The sequence below is a fragment of the Streptomyces sp. SX-6 genome, assembly GCF_059089585.1.
In genome coordinates, this window is record NZ_JBTHHU010000022.1 from 1 (window position 1) to 13,378 (window position 13,378).

Consider the following 13,378-nt stretch of genomic DNA (forward strand, 5'->3'; position numbering starts at 1 on the left):
CTAAGGGGGGTAACCCCAGGAAACACACCGGGGGATCCCGGGCCCGCGGGCCCGGGGGCCCGGGGGCTTCGCCCCCGGAGGAAACGGTGAAAGGGCGGGGCCGGGGCGAACCTCACACCGACCGCAACAACACCACCGGCCGCTCCACACAGTCAGCTACAAACCGCAGGAATCCCCCCGCCGTCCCCCCATCACACACCCGATGGTCGAACGTCAGCGACAACTGCACCACACTCCGCACCGCCAACTCCCCACCCCACACCCACGGTTTGGGGACGATCCGGCCCACCCCCAGCATCGCCGCCTCCGGGTGGTTGATGATCGGCGTGGAGCCGTCGACGCCGAAGACGCCGTAGTTGTTGAGGGTGAACGTGCCACCCGTCAGCTCCGCCGGGGTGAGCCGGCCCTCGCGGGCGGACTCCGTGAGGCGGGCGATCTCCGTCGACAGGCCGGCCACCGTGCGCGCGTGCGCGTCGCGCACGACGGGCACGACCAGCCCCCGCCCGGTCTGCGCGGCGAAGCCCAGATGCACGTGCGGCAACCGCACGATCTCCTGTGCCTCCGCATCGACCGTCGCGTTCAGCTCCGGGAACTCGGCGAGCGCCGCCGTACAGATCCGCGCGAGCAGCGCGAGCAACGAGACCTTCTCCCGCCCGGAGGCGTTCATCGCCTCCCGCGCGGCAAGCAGCTCCGTCGCATCCGCATCCACCCAGCACGTCGCATCGGGGATCTCACGCCGACTGCGGCTGAACTTCTCCGCGGCCGCCCCCAGCACCCCGCGCAGCGGCACACGCGTACCCTCCGGCGCCACCGGCGCGGACGCCTTCTCCACATCCGCCCGCATGATCAGCCCGTCCGGCCCGCTGCCCCGCACCTGCCGCAGGTCCACGCCGCGCTCCCGCGCGATGCGCCGTACGAGCGGGGATATCACCGCGACAGAGCCACCGGCAGCGGACACCGGAGGCGGCGGCGCCCCCACCCGCACCCGGGCCCGCCGCGCCGCAGGCGCCTGCGTGCCGTAGCCCACCAAAACGTTCCCCGAGCCCCCCGCAGCAGTCTCCGCGGAAGTTTCCGCGTCCGCCACCGTCAACAGCGGCGCGCCCACCGGCAGTTCCGCCCCCTCCTCCCCGAACCGCGCGGTGACCACACCCCCGTACGGGCACGGCACATCCACCATCGCCTTCGCCGTCTCCACCTCCACCACCGGCTGGTCGACGGCGACCACATCCCCCACGGACACCAGCCACCGCACCACCGTGGCCTCCGTGAGCCCTTCCCCCAGATCCGGCAGCGTGAATTCGCGTACGACAGCCATCAGCGCGCCCTCCACTCCGACTCCCACTGCAGCCGTGCGACCGCGTCCAACACCCGGTCCACGCCGGGCAGATGGTGCTTCTCCAGCATCGGCGGCGGATACGGGATGTCGAATCCCGTGACCCGCAGCACCGGCGCCTCCAGATGATGGAAGCAGCGTTCGCCGATCCGGGCAGCCAACTCCCCGCCCGGACCGCCGAATCCGGTCGCCTCGTGCACGACGACCGCGCGCCCGGTGCGCCGCACCGACGCGCAGACGGTCTCCTCGTCGAACGGCACCAGCGAGCGCAGGTCGACGACCTCCAGGTCCCAGCCCTCCGCCGCACCCGCCTCGGCGGCCTCGAGGCACACCGGCAGGGACGGCCCGTACGTCACCAGCGTCGCCGAGCTGCCCGGTCGCCGGACCACCGCCGTACCGATGCCCGGCACGGGCTCCGGGTGCTCGGGCGACCAGTCGGCCTTGGCCCAGTACAGCCGCTTCGGCTCCAGGAAGATCACCGGGTCGTCGGAGGCGATCGCGGCCCGCAGCAGCCCGTACGCGTCGGCGACGGTCGCCGGGGTGACCACGTGCAGCCCGGGGGTGGCGATGTAGAGCGCCTCGGAGGAGTCGCTGTGGTGCTCGACGCCGCCGATCCCGCCGCCGTACGGCACCCGTACGGTGATCGGCATCGGCACCGTGCCGCGCGTACGGTTGCGCATCCGCGAGACGTGGCTGATGAGCTGCTCGAGAGCCGGGTACGCGAAGGCGTCGAACTGCATCTCCACGACAGGCCGCAGCCCGTACATGGCCATGCCGACAGCCGTTCCGAGGATGCCCGCCTCGGCCAGCGGGGTGTCGGCGCAACGGTCCTCGCCGAACTCCTTGGCCAGCCCGTCCGTGACCCGGAAGACGCCGCCCAGCGTGCCGACGTCCTCGCCCAGCACGTGCACGGCAGGGTCGTCGGCCATGGCGTCGTGCAGCGCCCTGTTGAGGGCCTGCGCCATGCTGGCGGGCTTGCGCCCGACCGTAGTGGTGCTCATGCTTCCCCCTGGTCCGCGGCCGCCAGCTCGGCACGCAGCTGCTCCGCCTGCTCGCGCAGGCGGGCGGTCTGTTCGGCGTAGACGTGCGTGAAGAGGTCCATCGGGTCCAGGACGGGGTCCTGGTTCATCCGCTCGCGCAGATCGGCGGCGAGCCGCTCCGCGGCCTCCTGCTCCGCGCGGATGCCGTCCTCGTCGAGCAGCCCGCGGCGCGTCAACTCCCGTTCCAGCAAGCCCAACGGGTCGTGGGCGCGCCAGGCGGTGACCTCGGCGTCGCTGCGGTAGCGCTTGTCGTCGTCCGCGTTGGTGTGCGCCTCGACGCGGTAGGTCACGGCCTCCACCAGCGTGGGCCCGCCGCCGGACCGGGCCCGGTGCACGGCCTCGGCCAGCACCTCGTGCACGGCCGCCGCGTCGTTGCCGTCGACCAGCCGGCCGGGCATGCCGTAGCCGACCGCCTTGTGGGCGAGCGACGGCGCGGCCGTCTGCTTGGCCAGCGGGACGGAGATGGCGAAGCCGTTGTTCTGCACGAGGAAGACCACCGGGGCGTGCCAGACCGCGGCGAAGTTGAGCGCCTCGTGGAAGTCGCCCTCGCTGGTGCCGCCGTCGCCCACCATGGCGAGCGCGACCACGTCGTCGCCCTTGAGCTGCGCGGCGTGCGCGAGCCCGACCGCGTGCGGGAGCTGGGTGGCCAGCGGGGTGCACAGCGGGGCGACGCGGTGCTCGTGCGGGTCGTAGCCGGTGTGCCAGTCGCCGCGCAGCAGCGTGAGGGCCGCTACGGGGTCCATGCCGCGGGCCACGGCGGCGAGGGTGTCGCGGTAGCTGGGGAAGAGCCAGTCCCGCTCCTCCAGCACCAGCGCGGCGGCGACCTCGCACGCCTCCTGCCCGGTGGACGAGGGGTAGACCGCCAGCCTGCCCTGCCGGGTGAGCGCGGTGGCCTGCGTGTTGTAGCGCCGGCCGCGCACCAGGTGGCCGTACAGCAGCCGCAGCAGCGCCGGATCCAGCGCGTCCGCGGCATCCGTGCCCAGCAGCCGGTACGGCTCGGCGTCCGGCAGCAGCGGCGCGGGGTCGGTGCGGGGCTGCCAGGCGGGGGGCGGGATGGGCCGGTACGAGCCGGGCTGCTCCAGGACCGTCATTGCCAGCCACCTCCTTGTGAGGACGAGCTATGAGGACGAGCTTGACCGGAAAGCGCCCTGCGCTCTCCCTACCGATTGTTCGGTCGTCGACGCAGTTTGGCTACAGGCGGCCTCCGCCTGTGGACAAACGGCTCGCCGCACCGTGAGATATGGACAGCACGTCCATGAAGGGGAGGCATGGCGGTATGCCGGACGAACAGATGGCCAAAACCGGATGCAGAGCACCGGCACGGCCGCTCGACGAGATAGACCGCTCGATCCTGCACATGCTGCAGAGCGACGGACGCGCGTCCATCCGCTCCGTCGCGGAGCGGGTGCACGTGTCACGGGCCAATGCGTACGCGCGCATCAACCGCCTCATCGACGACGGGGTCATCCGCGGTTTCGGCGCGCGCATCGACCAGGAGCGGGCGGGTCAGGGCGCGTCCGCGTACATCACCCTGAAGATCGTCCAGAACTCCTGGCGCACGGTCCGCGAGAAGCTCCGGGAGCTGCCGGGAGCTGCCCATATCGCCCTGGTGAGCGGGGACTTCGACGTCCTGCTGCTCGTCCACACCAGGGACAACCGCGCCCTGCGCGAGCTGGTGCTGACCCGCATCCAGGCCATAGAGGAAGTGCTCAGCACGCGCACGCTGCTGGTCTTCGAGGAGCAGGACCTCGAGGAGAATCTCTAGCCCTGTCGATGCTGCGCGCGGAGCCCGGCGAAGGCCGTCTGGACCACCGCGTCCGCCACCTCGTGGCTCGTCGCCGCACCGCCCCGTTCCGGCCGGTACCACTCCACGATCGAGTTGACCATCCCGAACAGCAGCCGGGTGACGAGCCGTACGTCCACGTCCGCGCGGAGGTCGCCCTCGGCGACGGCCTCCTTCAGCAGGGCGGCGACCCGGTGGTCGAACTCGCGGCGCCGTTCCATGGCCCACCGCTCGGTGTCCGTGTTGCCCCGCACGCGCAGCAGCAGCGTCACATACGGCAGTTCGGCCATGAGCACCTCGACCTCGCGCCGGGTGACGTACTCGAGCCGCTCGACGGCCCGCCCCTCGCGGGCCCGCCTCTCCTCGAGCACGGCGAAGAGCCCGTCCAGCGCGCGGTTTATCGCCAGCCGCAGCAGCTCCTCCTTGCCCTTGACGTGGTGGTAGATCGAGGACTTGGAGATTCCGGCGGCCTTGGAGAGGTGCTCCATCGAGGTGCCGTCGTAGCCCCGCTCGTTGAACACCTCCACGGCGACCGCGAGCAGCGATTCGGGCGTGTAGGTGTCGCGCTTGGCCATGGTCATGATTGAAGCAGGCCCTCCTCGGCGGCCGCACGGCGGCGCAGTGACAGGGACGGTGCGTAGCGACCGCCCGGGTATTCGGACTCCATGGCGGCGAGGACGCGGCACACCCACGCGGCCCCCAGCTCCCGGCCCCATTCCAGCGGCCCGCACGGGTAGTTGACGCCCAGCCGCATGGCGGTGTCGATGTCCGCGGGGCTCGCGACGCCCCGGCCGACGGCGTCCTCCGCGAAGTCCACGAGCATCGCGACCGTCCTCGCGACGATCATGCCGGGGACGTCGTCGATCACGCTGACCCGCTTGCCGAGCGCCTGGAACAGGCCGGTGGCCGCCCGTACGTCCGCCGGGGAGGCGGTCGCGGAGGCGGCCAGGGCGACGCGGGCGCAGGTGCGGTAGTCGAGGGCCAGGTCGAAGCGGACGGCCGGCTCCGCGGCCATCGCCCCGTCGGCGAGCGCGAGCCGGGCCCCGCCGGGGAGCTCGAGGTACCCCGCGCCCCCGGGGCCGGGAGTACGGGACAGGCCGATCCCCGCCGCCTCGATCAGCTCCGGCAGGACGGCCGCCGGACCGGGCAGCGTCCCGCGCAGGACGACCTCGCCGGGCGCCTTGCACGGCTCCGCCGTGTGCGGCTCCGGCCGTACGGCGGCGGCGCCCACAGCGGAGTGGTCGTACCAGCCACGCCCGGACTTCCGCCCCAGCAGCCCGGCCTCCACCAGGCGGCGCTGGGCGAGGGAGGGCGTGAACTTCCGGTCGTGGCTGAACGCCTCGTAGACCGAACGGGTGACCGCCTCGTTCACGTCCTGGCCGATGAGGTCGGTCAGCTCGAAGGGTCCCATCGCGAAGCCGCCGCTCTCGCGCAGCACCGCGTCGATGGTGGCCGGATCGGCGCCGCGCTCCTCGAGGACGCGGAACGCCTCGGCGTAGAACGGCCGGGCGATGCGGTTGACGATGAACCCCGGGGTGTCCGCGCAGCGCACCGGCGTCTTGCCCCAGGCGGCGACGGTCGCCCGGGCGCGGTCGGCGGCGGCCGGACCGGTGGCGTGCCCGGCGACTACCTCCACCAGCGGCAGCAGCGGGGCGGGGTTGAAGAAGTGCAGCCCGACCGCCCGGCCGGGCACGCGCAGCGCACCGGCGACGGAGGTCACCGACAGGGACGAGGTGTTGGTCGCGAGCAGGCAGTCCTCGGCCACGACCGATTCCAGCTCCGCGAACAGCTTCTGCTTGACGTCGAGTTGCTCGACAATCGCCTCGATGACGAGGGCCGAACCGGCGAGCGCGGCGAGATCCGCCACCGCCTCCAGCCGGGACACGGCGGCGTCGCGGGCGCCGGCTTCGAGCCTGCCCTTGGCCACGAGGCGGCCGAGACGGGCCTCGATCGCCCGTACCGCCTCCCCGGCCCGCCCGGGCACGGCGTCGTACAGCCGCACCGGATGCCCCGCGGTCAGGGCGACCTGGGCGATGCCCTGGCCCATGGTGCCGCTGCCGACGACGGCGACGACGCGGTCCGGCCCGATAGCGAGCTCGATTGCCGGCTCGATTGCGGTCATGTCCGTGATCCTCCCCGATGAGTCGTGCACTGAAGTGCCGGGCCCCCTTGTCCCGACCGATCGTTCGGTTAATGTAGCTCCGGGACAGTTCCACCGCACGCATCCACATCCGCACCCAGCTCGCCGAGGAGTTGGTCAGACGTGACCGTCGGACTCACCATCGACACGTTGGCCGAGAAGCACACGGCCACTCTCGACAAGGCCCTCGAGACCATCCGCACCCGGGCCTACTGGTCCCCGTACCCCGAGCACCCGAAGCCGTACGGGGACCCCGCCGAGGGCCAGGCGGCCTTCGAGGCCCTCAAGGGCAAGCGCTTCGAGCTCGACCAGCCCGGCACGGACGGCTGGGCGGGCTCCGAGGTCTCCCCGTACGGGCCGGAGCTGGGCATCACCTACCCGCACCCCGACCTCGACGTCCTGCTCCCCGCCATGCGCGCCGGGATGCGGCAGTGGCGCGAGGCGGGCCCCCGGGCCCGCGCCCTGGTCTGTCTGGAGATCCTCGCCCGCATCAACGCGCGTACGCCCGAGTTCGCGCAGGCGGTCATGCACACCAGCGGGCAGGCGTTCATGATGGCCTTCCAGGCCGGCGGGCCGCACGCCCAGGACCGCGGCCTCGAGGCCGTCACGTACGCCTACGCCCACCAGAACGCCGTCGAGCTCGGCGCCTCCTGGAGCAAGCCGCAGGGCAAGCGCGAACCCCTCGAGCTGGCCAAGGAGTTCACCGCCGTGCCGCGCGGCATCGCGCTCGTCATCGGCTGCAACACCTTCCCCACCTGGAACGGCTACCCCGGCCTGTTCGCCTCCCTCGCCACCGGCAACGCCGTCCTGGTCAAGCCGCACCCGCGCGCGGTCCTCCCGCTCGCCCTCACGGTCCGCGCCGCCCGCGAGGTCCTGAGCGAGACGGGCTTCTCCCCCGACCTGGTCGCGCTGGCCGCCGAGCGGGACGGCGAGGGCATCGCCAAGACCCTGGCCGTACGGCCGGAGATCCGCATCATCGACTACACCGGCTCCACGGCGTTCGGCGACTGGCTGGAGGCCAACGCCCGCCAGGCGCAGGTCTACACGGAGAAGGCCGGCGTCAACACGGTCGTCATCGACTCGACGTCCGACTACAAGGGCATGCTGGGCAACCTGGCCTTCTCACTGTCCCTGTACAGCGGCCAGATGTGCACCACCCCGCAGAACCTGCTCATCCCGCGCGACGGCATCGCCACGGACGCCGGGCACAAGTCCTACGACGAGGTCACCGCCGACATCGCCACGGCGGTCGACAAGCTCCTCGGCGACGACGCCCGCGCCCACGCGCTGCTCGGCGCCATCGTCAACCCCCAGGTCCGCGAGCGCGTCGACGCGGCCCCCCGCTTCGGCGAAGTGGCCCTGGCCTCCCGCACGTTGACGAACCCCGACTTCCCCGGCGCCACGGTCCGCACCCCTGTGATCGTCAAGCTCGACGGTGCCAAGCCGGACGCCGAGGCGGCGTACTTCTCGGAGTGCTTCGGCCCGGTCTCCTTCGCGGTCGCCGTCGACTCGACGGAGGCGGCGGTGGAGTTGCTGCGGCGCACGGTGCGCGAGAAGGGCGCGATGACGGTCGGCGCGTACACCACCTCGGCCGAGGCCGAGCGCCTGATCGAGGACGCCTGCCTGGAGGAGTGCGCCCAGCTCTCCCTCAACCTCACCGGCGGTGTCTACGTCAACCAGACCGCCGCCTTCTCCGACTACCACGGCTCGGGCGGCAACCCGGCCGCGAACGCGGCCCTGTGCGACAGCGCCTTCGTCGCCAACCGCTTCCGGGCGATCGAGGTCCGCAGGCCGGTGTAGGGCTGCATCGCCGGTGGAACGCCGCGGGTCAGCCCGCCTGCCGCGGCGTTCCGGCGGCGACCCGGCGGCGGACCGCCCACGCCACCGCCGCGAGGGCGAACCCGTAGACGGACACCAGCCCGTGGCCGTTCTCCTGGGCGAACCACATCGCGAGACCCAGCACCGGGACACCGGCCGCCAGGGCGAGCTCCTTGGGGAGACGGGTGCGGGTGAGGAAGGCGAGGGCCAGGGTGGCGCCGAGGAAATAGGTGGCGCCGGAGCTGCCGGCGAAGTTGCGCGGGTCGGTGCCGGCGTCGCCGCCGAAACCGAGCAGGGAGTCGATCCGGCCGGGCAGCAGGATGCCGGCGAGGAAGAAGCCGAGGGTGAGCGTGCCGCCCCAGTACCACTGGGCGAGCGCGGCGACGGCGGCGAGGGTGACGAGGTTCCACAGGCCGCCGAAGAGGCCGCCGTTCTGCATGAACACCGAGGTGAACTCGCGCCACCACCCGGACCTGGCGGGGTCTGCGTCCAGCGCGTCCATGGCACCGGACCAGACGAGCTGCAACAGCACGCCCCCGACGGCGAGCCCGGTCAGGGCGACCGCCGCCCATGGGACCGGCCGCCCGCGCAGGGTGTCACGACCGACCACGCCGAGCCCGCAGTTGACCATCATCACCATCAGCGCGGCCGTGGTCACGTTGAAGACGATCGCCCCCATGCCTGCCTCCCCCCGGTTGCGGCGTTTCCCATTTCCAACGCCGTTGGAAAACCTGATGGCGCAAAGCTAGCACAGTTTTCGAACGGTGTTGGAAAACGTTGTACGGTGGGACGCATGAAGCTCACCAAGGAGCGCATCGTCGACGCGGGCATGGCCGTCTTCGCCGAGGTCGGCTACCAGAACCTGTCCATGCGCCAGGTCGCCGACCGCCTCGACACCCACGCCGGCAGCCTCTACTACCACGTGCGCGGCAAGGACGAGTTGCTCGCCCTGATGGCCGACCGGGTCTGCCGCCGGGCGTACGACGCCGGCACCGAAGCCCTGACCGCCCTCCCGCCCACCGCCGCCTGGCAGGACCGCATCGAGACCCAGGCCACCACCCTGCGCCTGAGCATCAAAGAGCACCCCGGCGGCGCCCAACTCCTCGCCGAGAGCCCCGGCATGCTCAGCACCGGCGCCCTCTCCCTGATGGAACGCCTGCTGCGCACCCTCCTCGACGCCGGCCTGCCCGCCGACCACTGCGGCATCGCCGCCGACACCCTGCTCAGCCACATCACCGGCTTCGTGCTCCAGGAGCAGAACCAGCCGACGACGCCACCGCCCGTCACCGCCGAGCTCCACGCCGAACTGGGCGAGCGGTTCCCCCTGGTCATGGGCCCGTTGATCCCACGCCTGAGCCAGGACGAGAAGTTCGCGCGGAGCGTCCGCCTGCTCTGCACCGGCTTCGCGGCGCTCTCCTGACCAGGCCCCGCCCGGCCGGCCTTGATCTCAACCGGACTTGAGGTCCTACGGTCCTGCCCATGACGACGACCCAGCACCTCTCCGCCTCGGAACCGGCCGCGTACTGGACCCGCATGGCCTACGAGTCCCTCATCGCCTTCACCCGGGCCCAGCAGGCCGAACACGGCTTCACCCAGCCCCAGTTCTGGCTGCTGCGCAACCTGTCGAAGAACGACATCTCGCCGGACGGCCACGGCATGACCGTCCCCGAACTCCAGCAGGCCATGGCCACCTACATCCGCCCCGAGGACGACCTGGAAGCCGAGGCGAAGGTCCTGCTGGAACGCGGCTGGCTCACGCGCGACGCCGAGGCACGGCTGTGGATCACGGAGGCGGGCGAGGACGCCCGCATGACCCTCAAGCAGCACGCCCCGGAGATCCGCGCCCGCATCCACGAGGGCATCGACGACGCGGACTACGTCACCACGCTGAAGGTGCTCCAGCAAATGATCCGCAACACCAACTAGCTCTCTCCGGGCCCACCCCAGTGGAACAACGCCATCGCCACACTCGTGGCGAGGTTGTAGCTGGACACCTGGGGCCGCATCGGCAACGACACCAGCCGGTCCGCCTTGGCCCTCACCTCCGGTGAAATCCCGTGCCGTTCCGACCCGAACGCGAGCAGGGCATCGTCCGGGATGGTGAGGGCCCGGATGTCCTCCCCTTCCGGGTCGAGCGCGAACAGCGGCCCGTCCGGCAGCTCGTCCACGGCCACCCGCTCCACGGCGGTGGCGTAGTGCAGCCCGGCCCCGGCCCGCACGGCGTTGGAGTGCCAAGGATCGATGTCCCCGGTGGTGATCACCCCACTGACCCCGAACCCGGCTGCCAGCCTGACCACCGCCCCGATGTTCCCGAGATTCCGAGGATTGTCCAGCACCACAACCGGGGCCTTCCGGCCCGCCCGCGCCAGCGCCTCGAGATTCGCCGCCCGCTCCGGCCGAACGGCCAGTGCCGCCACCCCTGTTGGATGCACCCTGGGCACCAGCTCCCGCAGCGTCCGCGCGTCCACCTCCACCAGAAGCCCGTCGAGGGTCCGCGTCAGGTCATCGGCCAGCTTGTCCGCGAGCGCCAGCGCCGCCGCCTTGTCACTGGTGACGGCAACCCCCACATCCGCGCCGAAGCGCAGCGCGTGCTTGAGCGCATGAAAGCCGTCGAGCAGCACCGCACCAGGGGCGAGCTCGCCCCACTGCCTGGTCACGTCCGTGGTCATGGTTTCAGCCTAACCACGCCACGATGACCTGTTCACACCTCGCCCGTGCATGCGCACCGGGCGTATACCTCCCCCCATGACTACCGCCAGAAGAATCGGTACGGGCGTGGCCACACTGACCATGACAGGCGCGCTTCTCATGGGCTCGGCCATGACCGCCGGCGCCGCCGAGCCGGTGTCGGTGGCCAAGGCGAAGTGTTCGTCCCCCTACGTGTGCTTCATCAAGAAAGACCGCGTGATCGGCCAGTTCAAGGACATCACGAAGCACTGGCAGCCCCTGCCGTCCAAGCCGAAGGCCCCGCTCACCGTGGTGAACGCCCGTGCCCACAACACAGCGGTCATCAGGTGGGTCGGCGGCTACACCACGTGCATCCCCCCGAAGGGAACCTTCGCCGTCTCGAGCGGCCAGCTCGACGCGGTGCGCATCACCAAATCGGCCAGTTGCTAGCCCACGCCTGAGCCGTGTCCCTTCCCGCGCCGCGGGTTGGGATACGTGTCCGGGATGCCGGTCACGGCCGTGAGCACGGTCTCCCGCGCGCGGAAATCCGCCTTGAGCAACTCGAAGTTGATCACGTCGACGCCCACTGTCGCCGGACTGTGGACGAGGATGACGTCCGTCGCCGCCTCGGCCAGGCCCGCCATCACCCTCTTCCAGCCTTCCCGTTCCTCCAACGGAAGCTGGGGCGTGCTCTCGACCACGGTCCGCGTCACCCTCCACGCACGGATCCTGGCGTACGCGGCCGCGTGGTCGGCCTGCCGCCGCAACTCGTGCTCCGTACCGCCGGACACGTAGACGGTGGCGAACGGAGGTCCGTGCCGGCAAGCTCGCCCATCCGTGTAGCAACACCCGTATGACAGCGTGGACATCGGCGCGCTCCTCCCCAGGACTGGCCTGACGCCAGCAGTGTGGCGCGCGTCGGGCGCGGTGGTGAGCGGTTCGTCGCGATGTCCCCCGATCCGGAATTCACAATGATGCGGCGATCTCTGTCCGGCAGGCGCGCACGCAGGTGCTTCGTGGGGCGGCATGGTGCTCGGGCGGGTTCGGGTCTCGTCTCGCGCCTCCGGCGCACAGCGGCGGGCTACGGGCGGGGGAGGGGGCGCGGCCGATGCCCGTTGCCGAGTGCGGGGGCGTGGTGGCTCCGGATGCCGAACGGCGAGTCGGGTACGGGTTTCCGCACCTCTGAGGGCAGTTTTCGGGCGGAAACCCGTACCCGACTCGCCAGTAACCCTCCACGGCGGCAACAGGAGCGAAACCTGGGGCTGTTGAGGCGTGACAAGCCCCCCCCCCACCCACCGCAGGAAGCCGCTTTTCGACGTGCACAACGACGATGCGCGCAGACGGCCAAGCACCCGCCACGTAAACCGCCCACCGTAGCCGCCCCCACCATCGGCGGATCCAGCACCGCTCACCTCACCAACGTGGCACGCCAGAACCGGTGGACGATCTCCCGGTACCCCGTGTGCGACGGGGCACGACCGACGTGCCGGAAGGCCCAGCTCCGTACGGCCTCGAAGTCCTCGTCCGCCGGGGACGACGCACCGCACGTCGTGCACTGCATCTCGTGGATGATCGCTGGTGCCTCGGGGGCAGTGTCCGGGCCGATCATCCAGTCCGCGTAGCGGATCACGGTATGCGTGCTCATTTACCCCACCATTCACCGGAGTTGGCTGCCTGACGGCCTCATTGACAGTAGGGACGGCGAGCGAGCCTCCTCAACGAACTTGCGACTGATTGCGGGATCTCACCCGAGAGCGTCGATTGCCGCCGTGATCAGAGCACGTGCCCGCGAACCGTGAACGGCCATGTTCGCCAGGGAAGTGAACGTCCTGATGTAGTCGGCGATCTCGCGGGGCTGGGTGATCCGAAGGTAGCCGGAGGTCAGCTCGACCGCGACTTCGGCCTCGTCGAACATGTAGAAGTCTTCAACTGGCAGGTGGGGACGGTCGCATCCCATGGGTATGACGCCGAGGCTGACGAACGGCCGGGCACTGACGGCAAGCAGATATCCGAGCTGACCCGCCAACGTTTCCGTGTCGCACACTGCGGCGCGCAGTGCGTACTCCTCGATCAGCAGTCCAAAGCGGTGCCGACCGGAGAACAGCATCCGTTGCCGCTCCATGCGAGCGTCGACAGCCTCTTCGACATCATCGATGGCGACGCGCTCACGCTGGATCGTACGAAGAACAGCGGCGGTGTACTCCCGGGTCTGCACCATCCCCGGCATGACTCGGCTTGCGTAGACCCGGAACAGACTTGTCCGTTGATAGAGGGCAGCAACGGACTCCTGCGCAGCTCGCAGCCCGTTGTGCTCCATCCGGCGCCACTCGGTGTACATCGACTGCACTGCGCGGGCGGCAGCGATCAAGTCAGGGATCTGGTCCTGGGCCTCGCAGGCGGTGCACCAGACCTTGATGTCGGCTTCGGAAGGGGCGGACTTTGCGCTCTGGATACGGCTGGTCTTGGCAGGGTGCCACCCACACCTGGCAGACAACTGGTCCCCTGTGAAGCCGGCGTCCTTGCGGATCTCGGCAAGGCGGTATGCGAGGGCCTTGCGTGCTTCAACAACGCTGGAGGACGGGGACAATGACATAGGT

The 13,378-nt window shown here is 70.8% G+C and carries 15 protein-coding genes; 5 read left to right on the forward strand and 10 right to left on the reverse strand.

Annotation, left to right across the window (positions count from 1 at the left end):
* Positions 1 to 112: 112 nt before the first annotated feature.
* The 3 genes from ACV530_RS23955 to pdhA are packed head-to-tail and all read right to left on the reverse strand — an operon-like array spanning position 113 to position 3,464.
* Positions 113 to 1,315 carry a dihydrolipoamide acetyltransferase family protein gene (locus ACV530_RS23955; RefSeq protein WP_494334688.1) on the reverse strand — a complete coding sequence of 401 codons (1,203 nt, stop codon included), beginning with the start codon at positions 1,313 to 1,315 and terminating at the stop codon, positions 113 to 115.
* A complete protein-coding gene (locus tag ACV530_RS23960) occupies positions 1,315 to 2,334 on the reverse strand; it encodes an alpha-ketoacid dehydrogenase subunit beta (protein ID WP_494334689.1) in 1,020 nt (339 codons plus the stop codon). Before ACV530_RS23960 ends, ACV530_RS23955 begins: the two co-directional genes overlap by 1 nt.
* Entirely contained in the window at positions 2,331 to 3,464 is a 1,134-nt protein-coding gene (pdhA, locus tag ACV530_RS23965) for a pyruvate dehydrogenase (acetyl-transferring) E1 component subunit alpha (RefSeq protein ID WP_494334690.1), read from the reverse strand. Before pdhA ends, ACV530_RS23960 begins: the two co-directional genes overlap by 4 nt.
* A 185-nt stretch (positions 3,465 to 3,649) precedes the next feature.
* On the opposite strand from pdhA, the gene ACV530_RS23970 reads away from it, so the two are divergent.
* On the forward strand, positions 3,650 to 4,138 hold the full coding sequence (locus ACV530_RS23970; protein ID WP_494334691.1) for an Lrp/AsnC family transcriptional regulator: 489 nt from the start codon (positions 3,650 to 3,652) through the stop codon (positions 4,136 to 4,138).
* Here the strand turns inward: ACV530_RS23970 and ACV530_RS23975 are convergent.
* Positions 4,135 to 4,737, reverse strand: coding sequence for a TetR/AcrR family transcriptional regulator (locus ACV530_RS23975; RefSeq protein ID WP_494334692.1), 603 nt, complete (start codon positions 4,735 to 4,737; stop codon positions 4,135 to 4,137). The two genes, ACV530_RS23970 and ACV530_RS23975, sit on opposite strands and share 4 nt — an antisense overlap.
* Positions 4,734 to 6,278 carry a 3-hydroxyacyl-CoA dehydrogenase gene (locus ACV530_RS23980; RefSeq protein ID WP_494334693.1) on the reverse strand — a complete coding sequence of 515 codons (1,545 nt, stop codon included), beginning with the start codon at positions 6,276 to 6,278 and terminating at the stop codon, positions 4,734 to 4,736. Before ACV530_RS23980 ends, ACV530_RS23975 begins: the two co-directional genes overlap by 4 nt.
* Positions 6,279 to 6,419: 141 nt before the next feature.
* Here ACV530_RS23980 and paaN point away from each other — a divergent pair, with 141 nt between their 5' ends.
* On the forward strand, positions 6,420 to 8,096 hold the full coding sequence (gene paaN, locus ACV530_RS23985) for a phenylacetic acid degradation protein PaaN (protein WP_494334694.1): 1,677 nt from the start codon (positions 6,420 to 6,422) through the stop codon (positions 8,094 to 8,096).
* 28 nt (positions 8,097 to 8,124) lie between these two features.
* Here the strand turns inward: paaN and ACV530_RS23990 are convergent, their stop codons facing one another.
* Positions 8,125 to 8,793: a hypothetical protein gene (locus ACV530_RS23990; protein ID WP_494334695.1), complete on the reverse strand. Its 669-nt coding sequence runs from the start codon at positions 8,791 to 8,793 to the stop codon at positions 8,125 to 8,127.
* 114 nt (positions 8,794 to 8,907) lie between these two features.
* Between ACV530_RS23990 and ACV530_RS23995 the strand changes: the two genes are divergently transcribed.
* Positions 8,908 to 9,534, forward strand: a complete 627-nt coding sequence (locus tag ACV530_RS23995) for a TetR/AcrR family transcriptional regulator (RefSeq protein ID WP_494334696.1) — start codon at positions 8,908 to 8,910, stop codon at positions 9,532 to 9,534.
* A 59-nt stretch (positions 9,535 to 9,593) separates the two neighbouring features.
* Positions 9,594 to 10,040 (forward strand): MarR family transcriptional regulator, encoded by a 447-nt coding sequence (locus ACV530_RS24000; RefSeq protein WP_494334697.1) that lies wholly within the window; start codon positions 9,594 to 9,596, stop codon positions 10,038 to 10,040.
* On the opposite strand, the gene ACV530_RS24005 is transcribed toward ACV530_RS24000, so the two are convergent.
* Positions 10,037 to 10,783 (reverse strand): TrmH family RNA methyltransferase, encoded by a 747-nt coding sequence (locus tag ACV530_RS24005; RefSeq protein WP_494334698.1) that lies wholly within the window; start codon positions 10,781 to 10,783, stop codon positions 10,037 to 10,039. The genes ACV530_RS24000 and ACV530_RS24005 overlap by 4 nt on opposite strands.
* A gap of 76 nt (positions 10,784 to 10,859) precedes the next feature.
* Here ACV530_RS24005 and ACV530_RS24010 point away from each other — a divergent pair, with 76 nt between their 5' ends.
* Positions 10,860 to 11,231: a hypothetical protein gene (locus ACV530_RS24010; RefSeq protein ID WP_494334699.1), complete on the forward strand. Its 372-nt coding sequence runs from the start codon at positions 10,860 to 10,862 to the stop codon at positions 11,229 to 11,231.
* On the opposite strand, the gene ACV530_RS24015 is transcribed toward ACV530_RS24010, so the two are convergent.
* The 3 genes from ACV530_RS24015 to ACV530_RS24025 all read right to left on the reverse strand — a co-directional run bounded on the left by ACV530_RS24015 (position 11,228) and on the right by ACV530_RS24025 (position 13,374).
* Complete coding sequence (locus ACV530_RS24015; RefSeq protein ID WP_494334700.1) at positions 11,228 to 11,650, reverse strand: recombinase family protein; 423 nt, start codon at positions 11,648 to 11,650, stop codon at positions 11,228 to 11,230. The genes ACV530_RS24010 and ACV530_RS24015 overlap by 4 nt on opposite strands.
* A 539-nt stretch (positions 11,651 to 12,189) precedes the next feature.
* Positions 12,190 to 12,426, reverse strand: a complete 237-nt coding sequence (locus ACV530_RS24020) for a DUF7848 domain-containing protein (protein ID WP_494334701.1) — start codon at positions 12,424 to 12,426, stop codon at positions 12,190 to 12,192.
* A gap of 99 nt (positions 12,427 to 12,525) precedes the next feature.
* Entirely contained in the window at positions 12,526 to 13,374 is an 849-nt protein-coding gene (locus tag ACV530_RS24025) for a Scr1 family TA system antitoxin-like transcriptional regulator (protein WP_494334702.1), read from the reverse strand.
* Positions 13,375 to 13,378 lie beyond the last annotated feature (4 nt).

Coding starts and splice junctions, on each gene's coding strand:
- ACV530_RS23975 (WP_494334692.1), bottom strand. CDS start 4,737: ATGACCATGGCCAAGCGCGACACCTACACGCCCGAATCGCTGCTCGCG.
- ACV530_RS23990 (WP_494334695.1), bottom strand. CDS start 8,793: ATGGGGGCGATCGTCTTCAACGTGACCACGGCCGCGCTGATGGTGATG.
- ACV530_RS23995 (WP_494334696.1), top strand. CDS start 8,908: ATGAAGCTCACCAAGGAGCGCATCGTCGACGCGGGCATGGCCGTCTTC.
- ACV530_RS24020 (WP_494334701.1), bottom strand. CDS start 12,426: ATGAGCACGCATACCGTGATCCGCTACGCGGACTGGATGATCGGCCCG.
- ACV530_RS23960 (WP_494334689.1), bottom strand. CDS start 2,334: ATGAGCACCACTACGGTCGGGCGCAAGCCCGCCAGCATGGCGCAGGCC.
- ACV530_RS24015 (WP_494334700.1), bottom strand. CDS start 11,650: ATGTCCACGCTGTCATACGGGTGTTGCTACACGGATGGGCGAGCTTGC.
- ACV530_RS23955 (WP_494334688.1), bottom strand. CDS start 1,315: ATGGCTGTCGTACGCGAATTCACGCTGCCGGATCTGGGGGAAGGGCTC.
- ACV530_RS24000 (WP_494334697.1), top strand. CDS start 9,594: ATGACGACGACCCAGCACCTCTCCGCCTCGGAACCGGCCGCGTACTGG.
- ACV530_RS24005 (WP_494334698.1), bottom strand. CDS start 10,783: ATGACCACGGACGTGACCAGGCAGTGGGGCGAGCTCGCCCCTGGTGCG.
- ACV530_RS23970 (WP_494334691.1), top strand. CDS start 3,650: ATGCCGGACGAACAGATGGCCAAAACCGGATGCAGAGCACCGGCACGG.
- pdhA (WP_494334690.1), bottom strand. CDS start 3,464: ATGACGGTCCTGGAGCAGCCCGGCTCGTACCGGCCCATCCCGCCCCCC.
- ACV530_RS24010 (WP_494334699.1), top strand. CDS start 10,860: ATGACTACCGCCAGAAGAATCGGTACGGGCGTGGCCACACTGACCATG.
- ACV530_RS24025 (WP_494334702.1), bottom strand. CDS start 13,374: ATGTCATTGTCCCCGTCCTCCAGCGTTGTTGAAGCACGCAAGGCCCTC.
- ACV530_RS23980 (WP_494334693.1), bottom strand. CDS start 6,278: ATGACCGCAATCGAGCCGGCAATCGAGCTCGCTATCGGGCCGGACCGC.